This is a genomic window from Deinococcus multiflagellatus, assembly GCF_020166415.1.
GTDB classification, from domain to species: domain Bacteria; phylum Deinococcota; class Deinococci; order Deinococcales; family Deinococcaceae; genus Deinococcus; species Deinococcus multiflagellatus.
The window spans coordinates 173,275-194,376 of sequence record NZ_JAIQXV010000005.1 but is presented as its reverse complement, the minus strand read 5'-3'; the positions used below and the strand labels follow the sequence as shown (position 1 = coordinate 194,376).

Below are 21,102 nucleotides of genomic sequence, written 5' to 3'. Positions count from 1 at the left end.
GGGCCTCCTGACCTAAAACAATTCGTCCAGCAGCGCGTAATAGGCCAGTTTGCCCTCGTCCACCAGGGCGCGGCCATACAGGTCGAGGAACATGCCGGCGTACACCGGGCCCAGGTCCGCGCGCACGCTGCGCCAGGCCAGGGCCAGGTCGGCGTGGCGGTCGGCAATGCCGGCGCGGCCCAGGTCAATCAGGCCCTCCACGTATTCCCCGCTGACGATCAGGTTGTCCAGGGTGGCGTCGCCGTGGGTGACCACCAGATCCTCGTGGGCGGGGCGGGTGCGGGCCAGCTCGTTGAACACGCTCACGGCGCCCCGGCCCTGGCGCTCTTCGTCAAAGTCGGCTTCATCCACCAGCCCGGCCTGCACGCGCTCGCGGGCCAGGGGCAGGGTGACGGCCAACGTGGCGGTAAACGGGCAGTCGCGCACCGGCAGGGCGTGCAGTTCGCGCAGGGCGCGCGCCAGCAGCCCCACCACCCGCTCCGGGTGCAGCAGGGCGTCGGGGTGGCTCATGGGGATGCCGCTCAGGCGCGTCATGGCGAGGTACTCGGCTTCCGGGGTCACCTCAAAGCCCAGCACGGCGGGCACCGGCAGCCGCCCAGCGAACCAGCGCAGGCGTTCGCGCTCCTGTTGCAGGCTGGGGGCCCCGTGCCCCCGGGGCTGCACCTTGACCACATGGCGGGTGGAGCGCCACACCTGCGCGCCACTCTGGCCGCCACCCAGCCTCTCCCAGCGCGCGGCTGGCAACACGCGCCGCAGGGCGTCCGGCAGGGTCAGGCGGGGCTCGGTGTTCACGCGGCCCAGCATAGGGCGCCGCGCGGCCACGGAGGGAGGACCAGCGGGCGGCGAGGGTCAGGCAAGCGTAAAGGCGGGCCCCACCCGCGCGGCGGCGCCCCCACCGCATCATGGGCGGCGTGACCCGTTCCTCTGCCCCGGGCCCGGCCGCCCCGCCCCCCGCCGAGCCGTCCAAACGCGAGTGGTTCAGCGAGATCATTGGCCGCACCCGCTTCGTGGTGCTGATTGCGGTCATCGCCGTGCTGCTGGTGTCGTTCAGCCTCTTTTTGCAGGGCACGCTGCTGGCGCTGCAGACCATCTGGGAATCCTGGCGCGACACGCTGAATCAGGGCATTTCCAGCCAGAAGGGCGAACTGACCGTGGAGTTTCTGGAAATCGTGAGCACCATGCTCAAGGCCGTGGTGTTCTACCTGATTGGCGTGGGGCTGTATTCGCTGTTCATCACGCCGCTGAACCTCACCTCGGCGCTGGGGGTCGAGAGTCTGGCCGACCTGGAACAGAAGGTCGTGTCGGTGATCATCGTGATTCTGGGCGTCACCTTTCTGGAACACTTCGTGCGCTGGGAAAAGCCGCTGGACACGCTGTATTTCGCGGGCGCCCTGGCACTGGCCGGGGGCGCGCTGGTGTTCTTTCAGCGGGTGCACCGGGGCAGCGGCGGCGACCTGGAACAGCCGCAGTCCAAGCTGCGCGCCCGCCAGGAACTGTTCGAATTCCACACCGAGCAGCGCCACATTGACGACCGCGACGTGGAACTGGCCGAAGCCGCCACCCAGGCCAAGCTGGAAGGCAAGGCGGATGCGGAGGAGGGCAGTGGGTAAGGGAGGTTGTGGGGCGTGGGATGTGGGGTGTAGGAAAAGCAGGAACAGGGGAAAGATCGGGGCAGTGGCGGCACGGTTTGAGCCCTGAAAAGGCTAAAGGCCTGCTGGCACCATGAACGCCTGAAGCCTTCCCCGGCCCCTCCGCCCTTCCCACACCCGACAACCCACACCCCACAACCCCTTGCGCGTACACTGGGCAGAATGAGGGTTGGTCTGCTTGAATCTCGCGCCGCGCGGCTTCCCGGGTACTGGGCGGCGTATCTGAAAGAACTGGGCGCCCAGCCCGTCACGCCCGCCCTGGACGACGCCCGCGCCCTGGCCCTGGGGCGCGAGAGCCTGCCCGGCGAGCCGGTGACGGTGCAGCTGGCGCTGGGGCGCATCCTGGCGCTGCCGAAGGTGGACCTGGCCCTGCTGCCGCAGTGGGCCGGGGTCAGCGGTGACATCTGGAGCGAGGCGCTGCCGGAGCTGCTGTCGCGGCGCATCAGCGGCCTGCCCACGCTGCTGGCGGTCCCGGACCAGCCCGAGACCCTGGAAGGCGCCGCCGCCGAGGTGGGCATGCGCGTGGCCCAGAACGCCGGGCAGGTGCGCCGGGCGCTGGAAAAGGTCAAGCCGCTGGCCAGCGATCCGCGCGTGGCCCCCCCGGCCCTCAGCCGCGCCAGCCGGGTCACGGCGGCCGTGATTGGCCCGCGCGCCCTGCTGGGCGAGGCGCACCTGCTCTCGCCGCTGCGCGCGGCGCTGGACGCGGCCGAACTGCACGCGGTGTACAGCCACGAACTGGCCCTGCCTGAGGTGCTCAAGCGCGCCGAGCGCCTGCCGGCGGGCGAGCGCGCGGCCCCAGGGGACCTGGAACTGTTCGGGGCCACCTCGCTGCTGGGCGGCAAGGGCGCGGTGCGCGGCTTTGTGTTTGCGGTGCCGGCCCGCGACGGCGCGGCGCACGCGGCGGCGGCCCGGCTGGCGGCGGCGCAGCACAAGCCCACCCTGACCGTGACCGTGGACGACCCCGAAGGCGCCAGCTTCCCCGAACTGACCGCCTTCCGCGAGCGCCTGACGCTGGGGGCCAGCGCGCGCCCGGCAGGCCCAGAGGCCACCCCATGAATCCCTGGCGCTGGCTGACCACGCCGGACCCCCACCCCGGCTTCACCACGCCCAAGCTGCTGAAACTGCTGGTGCGCGTGATGCTGTTTGCGGTGCTGGCCACGCTGCTGAGCAGCCTGCTGCAATTCACGCCGCTGCGGCCCTACCTGAACACCTGGTGGGGCAGTCTGCTGTTCGTGCTGGCGCTGTACCTGCCCCTGTCGCGCTTTCTGAACGTGGACACCTTTGTGCCTCGGCGCCTGCAGGCCCAGGTGGACGCCCGCAGCGCCGCCGGGCGCACTACCCGGGCCCAGCGCCGCAAGGAGCGCAACCGCTATGCCGGCGTGCGCAAAAGCGCCCCGCGCGGGGGCCGCCGGTAAACCAGGACCCCGCCCACACCTTCAAGGCCCGGCCCGCGCGGGAATGGGCCTGCGAGGCGCTGTTTCGCCCGGCCGCGCAGCAGTTCGTGCCGCTGCTGGCCCGGCGCGGCGTGAACCCGGCCCATGTGGTGCTGGTGCACACCGCGCTGGGCCTGTGCGCAGCGGGCCTGATCCGGCGCGGCGACCGCCTGACCCCGGCGCTGCTGCTGCAGCTGAAAACCCTGCTGGACAACCTGGACGGCCAGCTGGCGCGCGCCACCGGGCAGACCACCGCGACCGGCCGCTATCTGGACACCGAGATGGACCTTGTGGTGAACGCCGCCCTGAACGTGGCCCTGGCCGGCCGGGCGGGCTGGGCATTGACGCTGCTGCAAAGCCTGATTCTGAGCGTGGATTACCTGTGGGAGCGCGAGTACCGCGAGGCCCGGGGGCAGACCTTCCGGGCCTCGCCGGCCCAGGGTGGCGATCATCCGCTGGTGCTGCGCGCCCTGGAAGCGGTGTACGCCGCCTACTTCACGCCGCAGGAGCGGGTGCTGGGCGCCCTGTTCGAGGCCCGGCTGCGCCGCGCGGCGGGCCGCCTGCCCACCACCGCTGACCGCCGCGCCTACACCCCCAGGGCCGCCCTGAGCCTTAGCGCCAACCTGGGGCTGTCCACGCAACTGCTGGGCCTGGGGCTGTGCTTGCTGGCGGGGCGGCCCGGGTGGTATCACCGCAGCTTGGGCCTGCAGGCGGCGGCCCTGCTGGGCACGCAGCTGTGGCGCGAGGCCCGGGTGCGGCGGGGCCGGGCGTAAGGAACTCACCCCTCACCCCATTACAATCCGCCTGGTTGATCTGAACATCACCCGCAAGAGACTTAGCGCCGTTGACATGGAGATGAGGTTGGGTCTCGACCCTCGCCCCTCGCGGGACTCGAAGAGCTGCGCCGCAGACACGGGTGAGGGGGTTGTTTCGTCAACCGCGCTAGCCCTCTTCCAGCGGATAGGTGCGCGCGGCGCGGGCGGCCAGGAAAATCAGGTGCAGGTAGAACAGGCCCACGCCCAGAAACACCGCCCACCCCGGAAAGTTGCCGATATCGGCCAGCGACAAGGCCTCGGGGAAGGTCATCACCCAGCCCTTGGGCTGCCCCAGGTCCAGCTTCGCCAGCCACGCCAGCAGCACGGCGGCGTAAATCCACAGGTAGTTGCGGCTCAGGCGCCAGCCCAGGGCGTCGGCGCGGGTCATGGGGCTGCGGGGCTTGCCCAGTTCGGCCAGCAGCAGCTGGTGCCAGCCCGGGTCCACGCGGTCGCCCAGCATGGCGGGGTAAAAAAAGCGCTCCATGATGCGCACGCGGTGGTGCGCGATCTCGAAGGTGCGGAAGCGCCGGGCCTCCAGGCGCAGAAAAAAGTAGTTCATGAACATGGCGAACAGAAAGGTGGCGTGGCTGTTGTTCACGTCGCCCAGCGCGAAGGACGCGAGGCCCGCCGTGGTCACCACCGACCAGTTGGTGGTCATGTCCAGCCGCTGGCGGTAGGCGGTCATCTTGCCCACCTCGGCGCGGTACAGGTGGATCAGGGCGTTGGCGGCGTTGGTGGTGTAGCTGACATCGGTCAGGCCGCCGACCACCGCCCCTGGCCCCGCCCCCGTTCCTGGCATCAGCCTTGCCCCCGGCGCATGGCGACAGGGTAGCGCGCCGCTGGGCCGCGCTGGGGCTTGAGCTGGCCTTTAGCCGCCTAGGGCAGCGCGGGAGAGCCCCCCCACGACATGCCGGCCTAGGTTCTCGTGGCCTTGGGGAGCGCCGCAGACCTGGAACAGCCCGCGCCGTGCCCGGTGACCCGGTCCTGAAGGCCCGCCGCCTTACCTCAGAAACGGATTCGTGCGCCGCTCGGCGCCGATGGTGGTGCGGGGACCGTGGCCGGGATAGACCGCCGTGTCGTCGGGCAGGGTGAGCAGCTGCTCGTGAATGCCCTGCAGCAGTTGCGGGCCGTGGCCGCCGGGCAGGTCGGTGCGGCCAATGCCGCCCTGAAACAGCGTGTCGCCCGCCACCACGAACCCCTCGCCCACGAAGACCACATGCCCCGGGGCGTGGCCGGGCAGGAAGCGGGTGCGCAGCGTCAGGTCGCCCGCCTGAAAGGTCTGGTCCGGGGCGATCTCGTGGTCAGGGTCGGCAGGCTGGGTGAAGGGCAGGTTCCAGCGGGCGGCGCTGGCGGCCCCCAGGCGGTACAGGGGCAGGTCGGCCGGGTGGAGGTAGACCGGCACGCCCAGGGCCTCCCGGAGGGGCTGCACCGCGCCAATGTGGTCAAAGTGCGCGTGGGTGAGGAGAATGGCGCGCACGGTGACGCCGCTGGCTTCCACCAGGACCTGCAGCCGCCCCGCATCATCGCCGGGGTCAATCAGAAAGCCTTCGTGCTGTGGGCCCGCCACCAGCACCGCGTTTTCCTGCAGGGGGCCGGTGGGCAGCGTCCACACGCGCGCGGCGCCGTGGGTGAAGGGGGCGGACAAGCGGGTCATGTGCGGCAGTGTACGTGCTGGTTCATGCGGAACTACATTGACGCCACACCCGTCCGAGCCACCCGGTGGTCCCCTCACCCTTCCGTCGCTCCGCTCCTCCCTCCCTCTCCCACCAGGGGAGAGGGCAACACGGAGAGCGGTCACGAGAGAAACAAGTCCTTTTCAACCCGTCTCAGTTGTAACCGAACGCATCCCGCAGGGCCAGGGCAAACACCTGAAAGCTCAGGCTGGGGCTGGCGTAGGCTTCCAGGGCGTCTTGCAGGGCGCTCAGGGCGGCGTCGGCGCGGGCGCGCTCGTGGGGGGGCGCGGCGCGCCAGGAAAAGCGCAGGGCTTCGGGGTGCCAGGGCCCCCAGCGTTTTTCCAGGCCCTCGGCGGCTTCCAGGGCGCTCAGCAGGCCGCGCTCCAGGCCCTGCGAGAGGGTGCGGGCGTCTTCCAGGGCGGCCTGCACGGGCGCCGGGTCGGCCAGCACCCCGGCGCGGCCCGCCGCAAAGGCCACCAGGGTGGGATCGGGGGCGCTCCCGCCCAGCACCAGGGCGCGTTCCAGCAGGGCGTCGGGCAGCGGCGCCACATTCAGGCGGGCGCTGCGGCTGACGATGGTGGGCAGCACCGCGCGCAGATCCTCGGCCAGAAACACGAACAGGGCGCGGTGGGGCGGCTCTTCCACCAGCTTCAGCAGGGCGTTGGCGGCCTCCTGGCCCAGGTGCTCGGCGCCGTCCACAATCACCACGCGCCGGGTGAAGGTGGGGCGCACCTCCAGAAACTCAAAGACGTGGGTGTCGTACTCGCGGCCCTTGTCGCGGGCCTCCAGAATCGCGCCAATGGGAATCAGCTTGCGCCGCGCGGCCTTGCCCGTGGTGGTTGTGGCGCGCGGCTCGATCAGCAGCAGGTCCGGGTGCGCGCCCGCCGCCAGCGCCCGGCAGGAGGGACAGGCCCCGCAGGCCTCGCCGTACACGCCCCGCACCCCCTGGCAGTTGTGCTGCGCGGCCACCGCCTGCGCCAGAGCGCGCTTGCCCACCCGCGCTGGGCCAGTCAGCAGCAGGGCGTTGCCCGCAAAGGTGCCGGTCTGTTCCAGCAGCGCGGCGTGCGGTTCTGGCAGGGGGGCGCGCAGGGCCCCGTGCCCCAGGGCATCCGGGCTCATTTGCCAATGGCGAGGCGCGCGGCGAGCACCTGGGGCAGGCCGGCCTCCAGCGCGGCTTCCTGGGCGCGCTCCACGTCGTAGGTCACGCGGAACACCTCAAAGTGCGCCCGCGAGGAATCGTAGACCGCGTAGCTGGCCTGGGGGTTGCCGTCGCGCGGCTGGCCCACGCTGCCGGGGTTCAGGATCACGCGCGTGGAGGGCGGCACCATGTAGCTGCCCCCGTCCTGAAAGTGCTGCACCTTGATCCAGTCGCCCACTGGGGAATTCAGGGTGGCGTACACGGCGGGGTTGTGGGTGTGGCCCACAAAGGCCAGCCGCCCCTGCCACTGAGCAAAGGCCTCGCGGGCGGCGGGCACCGAATCGGTGTAGTCGTCCAGGCTGCTGGGCGTGCCGTGGCGGTAGCGGGCGCCCACATCGGGGTCGTCAATGCCGTCGCGCCACAGCCGCACCCAGGCGATGTCGCGTTCAGAAAGGCGCTCAAGCTGCCAGCGCAGGGCCATGGAGACCACGCTGTCCTTGGCCTCGCGGCGGCCATCGGCGTATTGCAGCAGCATGTCGTCGTGGTTGCCCAGAATGCACACGGCGTCAAGGTCGCGCAGCACGTCCAGCACTTCGCGGGGATGGGGACCGTACCCCACGGCGTCCCCCAGGCTGATCACCTGATCGTAGCGGCGCGTGGCCGCGTCGGCCATCACCGCCTGCAGCGCGGTGTGGTTGGCGTGAATGTCAGACAGCAGCAGCAGCCGCACACGCCCATGATACCGCGCCTGGGCCCGGGGCCGCACGCGCCCGCCGGGCAACCGGGCAGGGTTCAGCAGACCTTGAGGCAACCCCGCGCTGCGGCGAGGAGGCGGTGAATTGCTCTTCATCAGACTTGCCGGGACCTTTAGACCAGAGGCCGGATGATTCGGCAGAACGCCAAGGAGGGTCCATATGACGGCCATGAAAAACCTGCACGATCTTTACGTTGAACAGCTCAAGGATCTCTATTCCGCCGAAACCCAGCTCGTTGAAGCGCTGCCCAAGATGGCGCAGGCCGCCAGCAACCCCCAGCTGCAACAGGGCTTTCTCAAGCACTTGGGGCAGACCCAGCAGCAGGTGCAGCGCCTGGAATCGGTGTTCGCCGACCTGGGCATGGCCCCGGGCGGCCACACCTGCAAAGCCATGCAGGGCCTGATCGCCGAAGGCAACGAGATGATTCAGGAGCAGGCCGCCCCCGAGGTGAAGGACGCGGGCCTGATCGCCTGCGCCCAGCGCGTGGAGCACTACGAGATCGCCGGCTACGGCACCGTGGCCCGCTACGCCGAGGTGCTGGGCCAGCAGGGCCACCTGGAAGTGCTGCGCGTCACCGAGAACGAAGAGAAGGCCACCGATAAGGAACTGACCATGCTAGCCGACACCATCAACCAAGCCGCTGCCCGCGCCTGAGGGAGAAACCCCCCCGCGTCGCCCCGGGCTTTGGCCCTGGGGCGCCCTTTTTTGGCGGCGCTGCTGGCCAACCAGTGCCGGCCGACCATTGGGAGGGCTGAACGCGGGGCTCATCTGCACCCCGCCGCGCGGCCACACAGTAGAAGCCAGCCTGGCCCGCCCACGGGCGCGGCCCAGACCGGAGGTGACGTGATGAACGAGATTACCCAGGGAATGCCTATTGTCTGCGCCGACGGCGTGCAGCACGGCCAAGTGGTGGAAGTCGACCGTGAATACATTCGCATGCGGCTGCCCGACGACAACCGCGACCATTTCGTGCCGCTGGACACGGTGGCTGGCGTGGACAGCGCGGTGCACCTGAAGCTCAGCCACCACGACCTGCTGGCCACGCTGTAGGTCGACTGGGGACGCCAGCAGAGCAGGCCACAGACGCCCACTTCATGGGCATGCGCCAAGTTGGCCCTGCTGGTGACGACCCTCTTGCAAGAAGGCAGGAGAGAACCTCAGTTGAGCAGCTGACCCACAAACCTACCCAACTGGGGCCCCAATTGTCTGTTAACCCCCACTTCCGGCGTAGCCCGGAGTGGGGGTAGTGTCTTCCCCAGTTGCGCTACTATGCACCACTGCTTGAAGGGAATCACGGGCGGCCGTCGCCCCGGAGCTGTCTGCCCATCCTGAAGGCAGTGGCCCCGGAAGGCCCTGGGTACTGCTGCCTTGCTCAGGCACCTGGGTCGTTTGCCCTAGAACTGCCCTGGCGTTGACCCCAGTGCGGCTCTGGGGCTCGCTTTTAGGCGGCTTGGGACATGCCGGCTGCGTTAGGGCCCACACCATACTGCCCGGCCCAGCCAATTCAGTCCGTTGTCTGACCTTCAAGGGCTCTCGGCACCTCGTTCAAGGTGGTTGAGGAGCCTTTCTTCCACCCGGCCCCAAGAAACCCGTGCTCCAGGCACACCATGCGCTGTTGCAGGCCGTCTTCTCTGGAGAGGGCATCAAGAGTAAGGCCCGCTGCAACCTTGGCGGAGCAGGAGAACCTGAAGCTGTCCCAGACCCCTCCTCAGGACGGTGCTGGGCGTGCAGGCAAAAGGTCTGTCGAACACCGCATCGCCCGCCAGCTCTAAGGTCCAACAGCTGACGGGCGATGCCAGAATCATGAAGACCGGTTTCATCGTCCCTCATAGAATAACGTTTTTAAGACAAATAAATTATACGTTTTTCTTCATTCTTTCCTTTCTGACGCTGCCCTACAGTCAGCTAAAGGGTTTGTGATGGTTATTAATATCTCATGTATTTCAAGCTGTCCCCATATTCCTTAGTATCGGAAACGTCCGGTGAGTCAAAGCTGGCAAGGGGTTAAATCAGATTGACCCCCGCCCCAACGCTATCAAACGACTTCTTAACCATTTCCCGAGGAGGGTAATATGGATGCAAAACGTGTAGGACTTTTTAGCCTGACCTGCGTTCTCCTGCTGGCCGCGTGTGGCAACACGACCTCTCCCAACGCCTCCAACCCACCTGCCACGACCCCCTCGAAAGGTCCAGGATACGTTTCTAAACCCGCCGATCCTGTGTATAAGCCGGTCAGCCCTCTGGCCACCGACGGTACCATTGCGTACCGCAGCGCCAACGGGACCCTGGTGACCATCACCAACGTTCGCGCCGCTGTCGAAGAAGGTCGCTTCCAGTTCTCCGCTTTCTTGCAGGACCTGCCCAATGGCGGCATTGACTCGACCGTGGTGAACTCAGGCGGCGCGAACGCTGCCGGGACCGACAACGCCGCCGAGCGCAGCGAGATTGCTCCGAGCCGCACCCAGAACCTCGCTGCTGGCTACGTGACCTACCGCGCCGATGACGGCAACCGTTATCCGGTGGTCGGCGCCGACATTCGCTGGGACATCGTGGACCAGACGGGCGGCACCCGGATCAGCGCGGCCGACGAAGGCGGCATGCCAACCGGGTACCGCTCACAGGACATCAACGACAACGCGCTGAGTGCCGCGACCACCACCAACCGCCGCGACGGCGTGAATGTGCGCTTCCCCACCTCTGACCGTAACTATCCGTTCAACAACCTCACCGGTCTTGCCTCGCCCGACACTGACGGGTTCAGCTGGATCACCCTGTTTGCCGACGCCGACCGCGCCACCGCTACAGTGCGCGCTATCGCCTACGTGAACGGCACCGAGGTGGGCAAGCAGAACCTGAACAAGCGCTTTGCACCGGCCCCCCGCCTCACCATCTCCAAGGATCTGATCAACCCGTCCCCCAATGGCTACTTTGGCCTTAACGAGCCGGCGCAGCTGCGCATCACCATTACCAACTCGGGAGCAGCCGACGCGACGAATGTGACGGTCACTGATCGCCTGACGAGTGGTCTGGCCAGCGCCTACACGCTGAGCACGGTGACCGACGCCAACGGCAACCCTGTGGCCCTGAACACCGTGAACGGGACCGGCTTCAACACGGTGATTGATGTGGTGCCGGCTGGGCAGACCCGCACACTGACCTTCACAGCCCGGGGCAACGCCGTCGACACTTACTGTGATACGGCTGCTGTTCTGCAGTACACGAACGTCGATTTCGGCATTACCACCACCCCCAACCTCAGCGACAACGAGTGCTTCCGCGTGGCGGCGCCTCAGCTGAACATCTTCAAGGACTTCGTGACCCTGGACGCCCAGGGCAACGTGACGGGCAGCCTGGGCAGCAACTACAGCGTGGTCAGCAACCAGACGGTGGGCGTGCGCGTCAGCGTCTACAACGGCGGAACGGCGCCTGCCACCGGCGTGAATGTCAGCGACGTACTCACCACGGGGACCCTGGCCAACTACCGCGTCAACAGCGTACCGGCGGGCACCACCGCCAACGCCCAGGGTGGCTTTGCCACCTCGGCACCCATCACGATTCAGCCCGGACAGACGCGGAACTTCGTCTTCTCGGTCACGCCGACCGCTGACGGCCAGTACTGCGACACCGGCTCATACAGCGCCCCCAACGGCAACCCGGCCCAGGGCAACGCCAACGCGTGCTTGACGGTAGCGACCCCCAGCCTTGTGATCAACAAGGTCAACTACACCGGCTCCACGGCCCCCACTGGCACTGCGGCCCCCACCCCCACCCTGCGCCCAGGCGAAACCTACAACTCCCTGATCACGGTTCGCAACAACAGCTCGGCCACCGCCAGCAACATTGACCTGTACGATCTGCTGGGCAACAACCCCACCAACGGCACCAACGGCCAGCCCCTCTTCGTGAACTTCGGCAGCGGGTCCTACACCATTCGTGGCGTAACGCGCGGCGCTTACTACGATCCCGCCAGTCGCGTTGTTTCGGCCACTGAACGCCTCACTCTGGCCCCTGGCGAGTCTGCCACCCTGCTGGTCAGCAGCACGATTCCGCAAGGCGCCCTACCCGGCGAGTACTGCGATACCGGCACCTACGCTTTCTCGTACCCCGGCGGCACGCCCACAGGCTCGGCCCGGGCCTGCGTGAACGTGGCGAGCATCGTGGCCACCCAGACCCAGATGACCGACCCCGGCGACCCCTTCCGTGAGCAGACGGAATTCGCCTACGTGAGTGCCCAGTCGGTGGAGACCGGCTCGAACGAGGGGCTGCGTGACAACGTCATCAGCTACTCCTTCGGCTACAACGACCGCGTGTCTGACCCCCGCACGGTGGGCGGCGTGTTCCAGATCCGCAAGACAGAAGTCTTCTATGACCCGACCCCTGTGCGTGACCCAGTGACCGGCGCGATCGTCAGTGACTACACCAACCCCTCACGCGTGGCGCTGGTTGAAGGCGTGGACTACTTCCTCACCAACGTGGGCACCTCTGCGCAGACCGTGCGCCTGCGCTCTGACTTCGTGATTCAGCCCAACGCCGTGCTCTACACCCGCCACACCGTGATTGCTCCGGCTGGGACTGCCCGCGCCCAGCAGTACTTCAGCGGCTTCTACTGGGACGGACGCGGCATCCGCTCGGCCAACACCTACGGCGGGATTTCCTCCGAACCCTCGACCATCATCGCGCAGTAAATCAGACTGCATCGGTCCAACGGTTCTTACAGCACAGGGACGCAAGGCCATTCTGGCCTTGCGTCCCTGTGCTCTCTATCCAACCTTGTCACGGTCCATGCCAGGAGGAACCCACCTCAGCCGCCGATTGAAGGGCGCGTTGGGGAGTCTCGCAGACAACTTCATTCACCTCAGTGGCTGATCGCCGCCCTGTCAGCCCCTCTTCCCGGCGATCATGCACCTCGGAATGCGCATCGTGCTGGGCGTTTGGCCGTGCAGACAGGAACTGGTTCAGAATCCACAGCAATAAAGTTCAGACACGGGACTTCGGTGGCCGGTTGCTCAACCACTGGCATGAACCGAGTCAGCCGAATGCGAGCTTGCGGTTCAGATGGGAAGTGCAGGAACTGGTTGAGCTTGAGAAATCGCCCCCATTGACTGAAGTGCAGAACGTTGTGAGAGGTTTAGAGCAGGCCAGCAGGGCAGTATCCGAAACTCTCTCGCATGAGTGACAGACAGCCGAATTCAGTTTCATGGAGGGGAGGAAGGCATCCCCCTCAACTCCAACCGCCGTCTGTCGCGGTCGCTCGCTCTGCTCGCACCACATGACCTGAAGGTGAACCATTCAGGTCATGTGGCGACCGATATCACCTCGCTCGGAGGTGTGGGGGATCCAACGGCTTGGGTGGTTCACAGGGGAAATCGGCAGCGGCACGGACGAGCCGGAATCGCCCAGAGACACCGGTCCTTCCGCATGGTTTGAACCCAGAGCCCACCCGTATTCGCAGCAACTATGAGAGGCATAAAAAAACTCCCTCAGAGAGGGAGTTCATGCTGGTCGAGGCGGCGAGATTTGAACTCACGACCCCTACCACCCCAAGGTAGTGCGCTACCAGGCTGCGCTACGCCTCGACGGCCAGCCACAGAACTATAGGCAACAGGGCCACAGCCGTCAAGGGCTGTGTCCGGCCCCGGCAGCCGCCCTGCCCCCAGGCCCCGCTATCCTGCACCCTGACATGACACTTTCTTTTGACGAGAAACTGCGCAACTACGCGCGGCTGGCGGTGCGGGTGGGTCTGGGCGTGCGTGAGGGCCAGCGGGTGCTGGTGCAGGCCCCGGTGGAAACGGCGACGCTGGCCCGGCTGGTGGTCCGCGAGGCCTACGCGGCGGGTGCCAGCTTTGTGGACGTGCGCTGGGACGACGACGACGTGCAGTTGGCCCGCTTTGAGCTGGCCCCGGACGGCTCCTTTGAGCAGCTCAGCAAGTGGCGGGTGGACGCCGAGATCGAAACCGCCGACGCGGGCGGGGCCGTGATTGCCATTCGCGCCACCAACCCCAACCTGCTGGGCGGCGTGGACGCCGAGCGCGTGGCCACCCACCAGCGCACCCTGGCCGCCTACCGCCGCCCTTACACCGCGCAGGTGATGACCAACCGCCTGAACTGGAACCTGATCAGCGCGCCCGTCTCGGGCTGGGCAGGGCTGATGTTCCCCGACGCCAGCGCCGAGGACGCCGTGGCGCAGCAATGGGACGCGATCTTCGCCGCCACCCGCGCCGACCAGCCCGACCCGGTGGCGCTGTGGCAGGCGCACCTGGCCGACCTGAAACGCCGCCGCGACCTGCTGACCGAGAAGCAGTATCACGCCCTGCACTTTCAGGGTGGCGACACCGACCTGACGGTGGGCCTGGCCGACGACCACGTCTGGGGCGGCGGCGCGGCCGACACCCCGGGCGGCGTCACCTTTACCGCCAACATTCCCACCGAGGAAGTCTGGACCGCCCCGCACCGCGAGCGGGTGGACGGCACCGTGGTCAGCACCAAGCCCCTGTCGTACAACGGCACGCTGATTGACGGCATCCGCATTCAGTTCGAGGGCGGCCGCATTACCGGCGCCAGCGCCCAGCAGGGCGAGGCCGCGCTGCTGAAGATGATCGAGACCGACGAAGGCAGCCACCGCCTGGGCGAAGTGGCGCTGGTGCCGCACTCCAGTCCCATCAGCCGCTCGGGGCTGTTTTTCTACAACACCCTGTACGACGAGAACGCCGCCAGCCACATCGCCATTGGCAGCGCCTACCGCTTTAACGTGCGCGGCGGGGTGGACATGACCCTGGACGAATTCCTGGCCAAGGGCGGCAACGACTCCCTGACCCATGTGGACTGGATGATTGGCAGCGGGCAAATGAACGTGGACGGCCTGACCAGGGACGGTGGCCGCGAGCCGGTGATGCGGAACGGCGAGTTTGTGATCTAGGCGGAGAGCAGAAGGCAGAAGGCCGATGGCTGGGGCGACCCTGAGCCATCGGCCTTCTGCCATTGACCATTTGCCATGGGCCGCCCTATGGCCTTAAGTCCTCTTCTTCAGTCAGGAAATCCACAGCCCCGCTGCCGATCTCGTAATAGGCGCCAATCACGCGGATCTGGCCGCACGCCTCGGCGGCGCGGATCAGGGCCTCGCCGCGCAGGCGCTGCACCTGATGGCGGACGTTGTGCAGCACCGCCTCGCGCATGCGGGCCTTTTTGTCGCGGATGGGCGACATGGCGCGCAGGCTGGGCTGGATGCGGCGGATCAGGGCCTGCAGGTGGGGCGGTTCCTGGGCCAGCTGGGCTTCGGGCATCAGGGCGGCGGCCACCGCGCCGCAGGCCTCGTGGCCCAGCACCACGATCAGGTGCACGTCCAGGTGGCGAATGGCGTATTCCAGGGTGCCCAGCCCAGATTCACCCACCACGTTGCCTGCTACGCGCACCACGAACAGCTGGCCCAGGCCCTGGTCAAACACCAGTTCCACCGGCACGCGGCTGTCGCTGCAGGCCAGCACCGCCGCGTAAGGGGTCTGGCCCATGATCTGGGCGCGGCGCTCGTTGGCGCTGACCTCGGGGCGGGTGGCGTGCCCGCTGAAAAACCGGGCGTTGCCGTCTTTAAGGGCCTGAATGGCCTCTTCGGGGGTGGCGACGTCCGATTCTTTTAATTCGGCGATGTCCGCCATGCTGGCCCCGCGCCGGATGGCGTCGAGCAACCGACGCTCCAGGTCGGAGGCGAAGTGTTCGGCGGTGTCATCCATGCGCGGCATGGTAATGCCCGCGCCGTGTGAAGGGCTGCACCGGGTCTATGCTGCCCTTCATGAGTGAGCACGAGATCCACAGCGAAGTTGACGGGCTGTCCCTGACCGAGCTGCTTGAGCGCTACGCCACGCTGCGCGACACCCTGCTGGGCCTGGAAGCCGAACGCGACGCCCTGGGCGCGCGCATCAAGGCCGCGCTGCAGAGCGGGCAGCAGGCCGAAACCGAGCTGTACCGCGCCGTTCTCAAGATTTCGCGGCGGGTGGACTACCCCATTGACCGCTTTCGGGACACCTTTGGCGACGCCGCCGCGCTGGAGGCCGCCACCATTGACCGCAAAAAGGCCGAGGCCCTGGCCGGCGCCGGCGACCTGGACCCCGAACAACTGCGCGAACTGGCGGTGGTCAAAGAAACCCAGGCGCTGGTGCTGCAGCCCAAGACCCGCTGACCGCGGCTGACGGGCCCCTGACCCGGCGCAGACCCCGCTGTGACAGGCGGGCGTGACCCTGGGGGCATGAGCCAGAACCCCGTCTCCCTGCTGTCGCTGCTGCACCCGGTTCTGCGCCCCACCCTGGGGCACGAGGTGGGCAACCCCGCCCCGCTGGCCGAGCACTTTACCCCCCACGCCCACGTCTACACCGAGCGCGAAGCCCGGCAGGCGCGCCTGCGCCAGGCCCAGAGCGACCTGGACCGCCTGACGCGCTAAGAACCTCGCCAGCCTTACAGCAGCGCGCGGCCCCTCGTTGGAGTGGGCCGCGCGCAGTGATGGCACTAAAAAAGCATTGCCGGTGAGCAGCGGCACCCGCGAATCATCCCTTATGGCTGCTGCCTTCCGGCCCTGACCAGGTTCAGGCGTTCACGCTGCGCTGCGCCAGCAATGCAGGCGGAAGCATAGCACAGGTGTGCTGAGACCAGAGGCCAGCGCGCGGCCCGCTGGCATGAAGGCACAAAACGGCGCCGGCACCCGAATCAGGGTGCCGGCGCTTGTGGTGCTCGGGATGGGACTTGAACCCACACAGCTAAGCTACACGCCCCTCAAACGTGCGCGTCTACCAATTCCGCCACCCGAGCAGCTCAGAGAGGCGAAGCCATACTAGGGGGGAGGGGGGCCCGTGTCAAGGTGAGGCCGCTTGCTTCTGTGCCACGGCGTGCTATCCTCGCGTTTGCCGCCGCGAACGGTCGGGCCCCGGGGGTTCTTCCCCGTTTTTGCCGGGCTGGCGCGTGCGGGACGTTCATAACAAGAGAGGCATCACCCATGATCGACAAGAAGCAGACCATCCAGACCCACGCCAAGCACGGCACCGACACCGGCAGCACCACCGTGCAGATTGCCCTGCTGACCGAGCGCATCAACAACCTGTCGGCCCACCTGACCGCCAACAAGAAGGACAAGCACGGTCAGCGCGGCCTGCAGCTGCTCAACGGCCAGCGCCGCCGCCTGCTGAAGTACCTGGAGCGCACCAACTACGACGAGTACATCGCCCTGACCGATCAACTCAAGATTCGTCGCGGCCAGCGCATCGTCCGCTAAACGCCGACTGAATGGTCACCGCCACCCCGGAAGCAGGGTGGCGGTTTTTTGATGCCTGCGGCGCTGGTGCTTTACCGCTCGCCGGGGGCTGGGCGGTCGCGGTGGGGCACGGCCCGCCAGTCGCCGCCCGGGACCGCCACGGCACCGGGCTGCCCCAGCCGCCCCGTGCGGGCGTACACGTACACCCAGGCGGGCGCCTCTCCCCCACCCTCCAGGTGCAGGGTCACGGGCTGGCGGGTGTACAGGGGTGGGGTGTCGTGCAGCCCCTCCAGGTCGTCCAGAAAGGGCAGGGCTGCACGCCACGCTTCGGGGGTGTAGCTCAGCAGCTGGCCGCTCACCTCGGCGTCTGGGGGGCCCGGCACCAGGGCGGGGTAGGCTTCGGGGCTCAGGTGGTACAGGGCAAAGCCACGCAGCACCGCGCGCTGGGCGCGGAAAGGGCCGCCCAGCGCCGCCACATGGGCGTTGCGCTCGCCGGGCATCAGGGTGCCGTACACAAAGACGCCGCAGGGCCCTTGGGTCATGGCCGCCACTGTAGCGGGGCCGGGCGCTCTATGGTGGGGGTATGTCACTGCGTCAGTGTGCCGCTGCCCTGCTCACCAACCCCCAGGGTCAGGTGCTGCTGGTGCAGCAGAGTTACGGCCTGCGCCTGTGGGGCTTTCCGGGCGGGGTGGTGGACCCCGGCGAAACCGCCCCCGAAGCCGCCGTGCGAGAAGCGCGCGAAGAGGTGGGCCTGGACGTGGAACTGGGCGGCGTGGTGGGCGTCTACCGCCTGCAGGGCGGCGGCTGGCCGGACATTCTGGCCTGGGTGTTTGCCGCGCGGGTGCTGGGCGGCACCCCGCACCCCGACCCGGCCGAACTGACCGCCCTGGGCTGGTTTGCCCCCGGCGCCCTGCCCGGCCCCCTGCTGCCAGACGCCGAAGCCGGGCTGGCCGACTGGACCGCCGGCCGCAGCGGCGTGGTGCGCCCGGTACAGCGCACCCTCAGCCTGCCCCCGCTGGTCTGAGAGCAAAAGCCAGAGCGGTGGAAGATGCATTCCATCGCTCTGCGGGCTCCCCACCAGAGACAGGCGGCGCGGGCAGAGTTGAAGGGCGGCTTTTTGACTTCAGGACGAATTTGGCCGACGCTGTAAGACCAACGCTGAGCCCGCAACGGTTCAGGCCGGGCCGGCTGAGCCGTGGGCAATGAACCGCGCTGCGCCGCAGAGGGTGAGCCCTCTATGGATGGACCATTCCAACTTGGGCATCCCAACAACGCTTCAGGCCGATGGCCAAAGCGGCACCGCAGACGAGGCCACCGTGACTGGAAAAGGAGCCCTCAACGCCTCGGGCCGTCTTCTCCCGCTTCGCCCGGCCTTAGAGCCGCTGGCCGCGCGGTTGGTGAAAGTACACGCGGCCCACGACCGTCGCCTCCTCGGGCTTCAGGGGCGGGTGGTCGGGGTTGTCGCTGCTCAGCCACAGGTGTTCGCTGTAGCGGCGCAGGCGCTTAACGGTCAGGCCCAGGCCCGGCACATGCAGCACGTAAATGCGGCCCTCGCGCAGGTCCAGGTCGCCGGGGTCCACGTACACGCGGTCTCCGGGGCGAATCCCGCCCGCCTCGGTGCTCATGGAGTCGCCCTGCACCTCCAACACCAGCATGCCGGGGCGGTGGTCACGCAGGGGCACCAGTTCGTAATCAATCACGCGGCCCTCGGCCTCGGCGGTGGGCAGGCCGGCCGTGGCGAGGGCACGCACCGGCACGCGCACCAGTTCCAGGGTGCTCAGGACATCCTCGCTGGGGTGCGGCGCCAGGGGCCGCAGGCCGGTGCGGGCGGTCCATTCGCTGAGCGACAGGTTCAGCGCCCGGCGCAGGGCGTCTTGCCGCTCGGGGGTCAGGGCGCTCAGGGCGCGCTCGCCCCGTTCCAGGCGGCTGAGATACGGCTGGGTCACGCGCCCAGCCTCGCCGCCGTGCTGCGCGGTGCGGGCGCACAGTTCGGCCTGCCCCAGGCCCTGGCGCCGCCGCTGTTCGCGCAGCCAGAGGGCCACATCGCTGCCGGGGACGGTGGTGGTCATGAGCGCAGTGTAAACGCCTGCCCGGCCAGGGATTGCATACCGGTCACTTGTTTTATGTCTATAGACATATTATGCTGACAGCAGATCGCACCGCGTTCGTTCGTGGGTCCCTTTTTCCCTGCCGTCGGAGGCCGCCATGCCTGACCCGTCTTCCCTGCCCCCCGCGCTGAGCGCCCTGGCCCCCCTGCTGCTGCTGGCCTTTGTGGCGGGCAGCTTTACCCAGCTGACCCGCGTGCTGTCGCGCCCGGGGCGGCAGCCCCTGCGCCGCACCGCTGCCCAGGCCCTGGCCGCTGGCGTGGCGGCCCTGACCGTCACGGCGCTGCTGAGCGCCGCCCTGCCAGCCCCCGTGGCCCCCGCGCTGCTGCTGGCCGCCGCCTGCGTCACCGGCTGGAGTGGCCCCGCCGTGCTGGTCCGCCTGAGCGTGCTGATTGAGCGTCAGCTGGGCCTGCGCCCCCCGCTGCCCGGCCGTGACCCGGAGCGCTGAGCGGGCGCACCCCCATCATGAAAAAGGCTGCAACTTGCATGAAATCTGCCCCAAGTCACATAGAAATGTTGGCCACAGCATGCCGGCCGCCGCTGACCGAGAATGCCGCATGAACCTCAGGTCAGCTGTGGGCGGCGCTGTCCGCCCTTTCCTTGTGGCCCTGCTCTCTGGTCTGCTGTCGGCCGGCAGCGCCCAGCAAACCGCGCCTGCCCAGAGCCCCACATCGGCCCCACCACAAAGTGTTCAGGACCGCCGCGTGCGCTCGGGGACGACGGCGGCGGCCCTCACGGCGCAGGAGCAGGCCACCCTGCAGGCCCTGGTGGCCAAGGTGCGCCCGGCCACCGTGCGCGTGGAGCAGTGCCCCACCCCGGCCTGCAGCCGCACCAACGGCGTGGGCACAGGCGTGCTGATCTCCCCTGACGGCCTGGTGCTCACGGCCTACCACGTCATTCAGGGCGCCACGGTCCTGAGCGTGCAGACCGAGGACCGCACGCGCTACGTAGCCCAGGTGGTGGGCTACAACGACCAGGATGATCTGGCGCTGCTGCGGGTCTCCGTCCCGGCGGGCACGCCCTACCTGCGCCTCGCCGCCGCGCGCCCGGCCGTGGGCGACATTGCCCTGGCGATTGGCAACGGGAACGGCGCGTTCCTGAAAACCAAGGTGGGCCGCCTGACCGGCCTGGATTCAGATGCCGGGCGCGCGGACTTTCCGCCGGGCACCCTGGAACTGAATGCGCCCCTGATTCCCGGCGACAGCGGCGGCCCGGTGGTGAACGCCCGGGGCGAACTGACCGGCATCGTGAGTTACATCAGCGTGAGCCCGCAGTCGCGCCAGCCGCAGTCCTACGCGGTGCCGGTGACGGCCACCGATCCCCGGCTGGCGCAGCTGAAAGCGGGAGCCAAGCTGGACGCCCCGGTGATCGGCATTGGGCTGGGCGGGCCCTTTTCCGACCTGTTCTTCCTACCCGCAGAAGGCTTCCGGAAGCTGGCGCCGCTGCTGAAGCTGGGCGATACCCCCGGCGCCTTTTTCACCAGTGTGAGCCCTGGCAGCCCGGCCGCGCAGGCCGGCCTGCGGCCCCTGGTGCTGAATGCCGACGCTGAGCGCATCTCGGGCGACATCGTGACCGCCGTGAACGGCAAGCGCATCGTGAATTTCAGCGAGTTCCAGTTTGCCGTGCGGGCCTACAAGCCCGGCGACACCATCACCCTGAGCGTGCTGCGCGACGGCAAGCCGCTGGAGGTCAAGCTCACGCTGGCAGGGCGCAGCACCATCCGCAACTGACAGCAGGCGCGTGCAGATGGGGCCTCCGGGCCCCGTTTGTGTGCAGAGCGGTCTTCATAGTCTCGTAATAGACCTTGACAATTCTGCCTAGGGCAGAATAATGCAGCTATGGACACCCTGAAAAAAGCCGGAGCCATGCTGGCCCACCTGGAGCTGTTTCACCGCATGCTGGACCTGCGCGGCCTGCTGCAACTGGCCGCCCACATGGAAGAGCGCGGCGACCGCGTGACCCTGATCAGCCCCGCGAGCATCACCCTGATTGGCGCGGAGATGCACAGTGACGCCCAGGTGACCACCGCCAAGGGCGCCACCATTGAAGCCACCACCGCCTACCGCGTGCTACAGGGCCTGAAAGGGCACGAGGCCCCCGAATACGCCGTGACCCGCGAGGAACTGGGCGCCCTGAATGCCCGCGCCGTGGCCGAACTGGGCGAGAGCGACGCCCTGCGCGCCTTTGAAGCCACCCTGGCCCGCATCACGGGCACGCCCACCGAGCCTGCGGGCGAGCGCCCGGCCCGGGGCCGCCGGGGCGCCGAGGCCGACACCCCCACCGAGCAGCCCGCCGCCTGAGC

At 68.1% G+C, this 21,102-nt stretch carries 23 protein-coding genes, 2 tRNA genes, 1 other RNA gene and 1 pseudogene; 15 read left to right on the top strand and 12 right to left on the bottom strand.

Going from position 1 to position 21,102, the window contains the following annotated elements; translation table 11 throughout:
• Positions 1–12: 12 nt before the first annotated feature.
• Positions 13–792, bottom strand: coding sequence for an APH(3') family aminoglycoside O-phosphotransferase (locus K7W41_RS09415; RefSeq protein ID WP_224607284.1), 780 nt, complete (start codon positions 790–792; stop codon positions 13–15).
• 110 nt (positions 793–902) lie between these two features.
• Here K7W41_RS09415 and K7W41_RS09410 point away from each other — a divergent pair, with 110 nt between their 5' ends.
• From K7W41_RS09410 to K7W41_RS09395, 4 genes are all read left to right on the top strand, one after another.
• Positions 903–1,610: a YqhA family protein gene (locus K7W41_RS09410; protein WP_380056529.1), complete on the top strand. Its 708-nt coding sequence runs from the start codon at positions 903–905 to the stop codon at positions 1,608–1,610.
• A gap of 201 nt (positions 1,611–1,811) precedes the next feature.
• On the top strand, positions 1,812–2,705 hold the full coding sequence (locus K7W41_RS09405; RefSeq protein WP_224607280.1) for a hypothetical protein: 894 nt from the start codon (positions 1,812–1,814) through the stop codon (positions 2,703–2,705).
• Positions 2,702–3,064, top strand: coding sequence for a hypothetical protein (locus K7W41_RS09400; RefSeq protein ID WP_224607278.1), 363 nt, complete (start codon positions 2,702–2,704; stop codon positions 3,062–3,064). Before K7W41_RS09405 ends, K7W41_RS09400 begins: the two co-directional genes overlap by 4 nt.
• A gap of 86 nt (positions 3,065–3,150) precedes the next feature.
• Positions 3,151–3,855 (top strand): CDP-alcohol phosphatidyltransferase family protein, encoded by a 705-nt coding sequence (locus tag K7W41_RS09395; protein WP_224607275.1) that lies wholly within the window; start codon positions 3,151–3,153, stop codon positions 3,853–3,855.
• Positions 3,856–4,024: 169 nt separating this feature from the next.
• Here K7W41_RS09395 and K7W41_RS09390 read toward each other — a convergent pair whose 3' ends face one another.
• The 4 genes from K7W41_RS09390 to K7W41_RS09375 form a co-directional block, all read right to left on the bottom strand.
• Positions 4,025–4,696 (bottom strand): DUF2270 domain-containing protein, encoded by a 672-nt coding sequence (locus K7W41_RS09390; protein ID WP_224607272.1) that lies wholly within the window; start codon positions 4,694–4,696, stop codon positions 4,025–4,027.
• A gap of 201 nt (positions 4,697–4,897) precedes the next feature.
• Positions 4,898–5,551, bottom strand: coding sequence for an MBL fold metallo-hydrolase (locus K7W41_RS09385; RefSeq protein ID WP_224607269.1), 654 nt, complete (start codon positions 5,549–5,551; stop codon positions 4,898–4,900).
• Positions 5,552–5,723: 172 nt separating this feature from the next.
• Positions 5,724–6,689, bottom strand: a complete 966-nt coding sequence (locus tag K7W41_RS09380) for a DNA polymerase III subunit delta' (protein ID WP_224607266.1) — start codon at positions 6,687–6,689, stop codon at positions 5,724–5,726.
• Positions 6,686–7,438: a metallophosphoesterase family protein gene (locus K7W41_RS09375; protein WP_224607264.1), complete on the bottom strand. Its 753-nt coding sequence runs from the start codon at positions 7,436–7,438 to the stop codon at positions 6,686–6,688. The genes K7W41_RS09380 and K7W41_RS09375 overlap by 4 nt, the downstream gene beginning before the upstream one ends.
• A 184-nt stretch (positions 7,439–7,622) precedes the next feature.
• Here K7W41_RS09375 and K7W41_RS09370 point away from each other — a divergent pair, with 184 nt between their 5' ends.
• From K7W41_RS09370 to K7W41_RS09360, 3 genes are all read left to right on the top strand, one after another.
• Positions 7,623–8,117 (top strand): YciE/YciF ferroxidase family protein, encoded by a 495-nt coding sequence (locus K7W41_RS09370; protein WP_224607261.1) that lies wholly within the window; start codon positions 7,623–7,625, stop codon positions 8,115–8,117.
• Positions 8,118–8,309: 192 nt separating this feature from the next.
• Positions 8,310–8,513, top strand: a complete 204-nt coding sequence (locus K7W41_RS09365) for a DUF2171 domain-containing protein (RefSeq protein WP_224607259.1) — start codon at positions 8,310–8,312, stop codon at positions 8,511–8,513.
• 1,169 nt (positions 8,514–9,682) lie between these two features.
• Entirely contained in the window at positions 9,683–12,148 is a 2,466-nt protein-coding gene (locus K7W41_RS09360; protein ID WP_224607257.1) for a COG1361 family protein, read from the top strand.
• A 215-nt stretch (positions 12,149–12,363) separates the two neighbouring features.
• Here the strand turns inward: K7W41_RS09360 and K7W41_RS09355 are convergent.
• Both K7W41_RS09355 and K7W41_RS09350 read right to left on the bottom strand, forming a co-directional pair.
• Positions 12,364–12,549: pseudogene (locus tag K7W41_RS09355) on the bottom strand (IS982 family transposase); the annotation flags it as partial.
• 413 nt (positions 12,550–12,962) lie between these two features.
• A tRNA-Pro gene (locus tag K7W41_RS09350) sits at positions 12,963–13,039 on the bottom strand.
• 104 nt (positions 13,040–13,143) lie between these two features.
• On the opposite strand from K7W41_RS09350, the gene K7W41_RS09345 reads away from it, so the two are divergent.
• A complete protein-coding gene (locus K7W41_RS09345) occupies positions 13,144–14,379 on the top strand; it encodes an aminopeptidase (RefSeq protein ID WP_224607255.1) in 1,236 nt (411 codons plus the stop codon).
• Between the two features lie 85 nt (positions 14,380–14,464).
• Here K7W41_RS09345 and K7W41_RS09340 read toward each other — a convergent pair whose 3' ends face one another.
• Positions 14,465–15,187: a carbonic anhydrase gene (locus K7W41_RS09340; protein WP_224607253.1), complete on the bottom strand. Its 723-nt coding sequence runs from the start codon at positions 15,185–15,187 to the stop codon at positions 14,465–14,467.
• Positions 15,188–15,246: 59 nt separating this feature from the next.
• Here K7W41_RS09340 and K7W41_RS09335 point away from each other — a divergent pair, with 59 nt between their 5' ends.
• Positions 15,247–15,633, top strand: a complete 387-nt coding sequence (locus K7W41_RS09335; RefSeq protein WP_224607251.1) for a hypothetical protein — start codon at positions 15,247–15,249, stop codon at positions 15,631–15,633.
• A 66-nt stretch (positions 15,634–15,699) separates the two neighbouring features.
• Entirely contained in the window at positions 15,700–15,891 is a 192-nt protein-coding gene (locus K7W41_RS09330) for a hypothetical protein (RefSeq protein ID WP_224607250.1), read from the top strand.
• A 73-nt stretch (positions 15,892–15,964) separates the two neighbouring features.
• Here the strand turns inward: K7W41_RS09330 and ffs are convergent.
• Together ffs and K7W41_RS09320 are read right to left on the bottom strand one after the other, a co-directional pair.
• Positions 15,965–16,063, bottom strand: an RNA gene (ffs, locus tag K7W41_RS09325) — signal recognition particle sRNA small type.
• Positions 16,064–16,172: 109 nt separating this feature from the next.
• Positions 16,173–16,256 (bottom strand) — tRNA-Leu (locus K7W41_RS09320).
• Positions 16,257–16,440: 184 nt separating this feature from the next.
• Here K7W41_RS09320 and rpsO point away from each other — a divergent pair.
• Entirely contained in the window at positions 16,441–16,716 is a 276-nt protein-coding gene (gene rpsO, locus K7W41_RS09315; RefSeq protein ID WP_221090281.1) for a 30S ribosomal protein S15, read from the top strand.
• A gap of 71 nt (positions 16,717–16,787) precedes the next feature.
• Here the strand turns inward: rpsO and K7W41_RS09310 are convergent, their stop codons facing one another.
• Positions 16,788–17,237: a gamma-glutamylcyclotransferase family protein gene (locus tag K7W41_RS09310; RefSeq protein ID WP_224607248.1), complete on the bottom strand. Its 450-nt coding sequence runs from the start codon at positions 17,235–17,237 to the stop codon at positions 16,788–16,790.
• Positions 17,238–17,278: 41 nt separating this feature from the next.
• Here K7W41_RS09310 and K7W41_RS09305 point away from each other — a divergent pair, with 41 nt between their 5' ends.
• The gene (locus K7W41_RS09305; protein WP_224607245.1) at positions 17,279–17,719 is read left to right on the top strand and encodes an NUDIX hydrolase; all 441 of its coding nucleotides are present in this window, start codon (positions 17,279–17,281) and stop codon (positions 17,717–17,719) included.
• A 349-nt stretch (positions 17,720–18,068) separates the two neighbouring features.
• On the opposite strand, the gene K7W41_RS09300 is transcribed toward K7W41_RS09305, so the two are convergent.
• Positions 18,069–18,764, bottom strand: coding sequence for an XRE family transcriptional regulator (locus K7W41_RS09300; RefSeq protein ID WP_224607241.1), 696 nt, complete (start codon positions 18,762–18,764; stop codon positions 18,069–18,071).
• 136 nt (positions 18,765–18,900) lie between these two features.
• On the opposite strand from K7W41_RS09300, the gene K7W41_RS09295 reads away from it, so the two are divergent.
• From K7W41_RS09295 to K7W41_RS09285, 3 genes are all read left to right on the top strand, one after another.
• Positions 18,901–19,248, top strand: coding sequence for a hypothetical protein (locus tag K7W41_RS09295; RefSeq protein ID WP_224607238.1), 348 nt, complete (start codon positions 18,901–18,903; stop codon positions 19,246–19,248).
• Between the two features lie 109 nt (positions 19,249–19,357).
• The gene (locus K7W41_RS09290) at positions 19,358–20,530 is read left to right on the top strand and encodes a S1C family serine protease (RefSeq protein ID WP_224607235.1); all 1,173 of its coding nucleotides are present in this window, start codon (positions 19,358–19,360) and stop codon (positions 20,528–20,530) included.
• A 108-nt stretch (positions 20,531–20,638) separates the two neighbouring features.
• The gene (locus K7W41_RS09285; RefSeq protein WP_224607232.1) at positions 20,639–21,100 is read left to right on the top strand and encodes a multidrug DMT transporter; all 462 of its coding nucleotides are present in this window, start codon (positions 20,639–20,641) and stop codon (positions 21,098–21,100) included.
• Positions 21,101–21,102 lie beyond the last annotated feature (2 nt).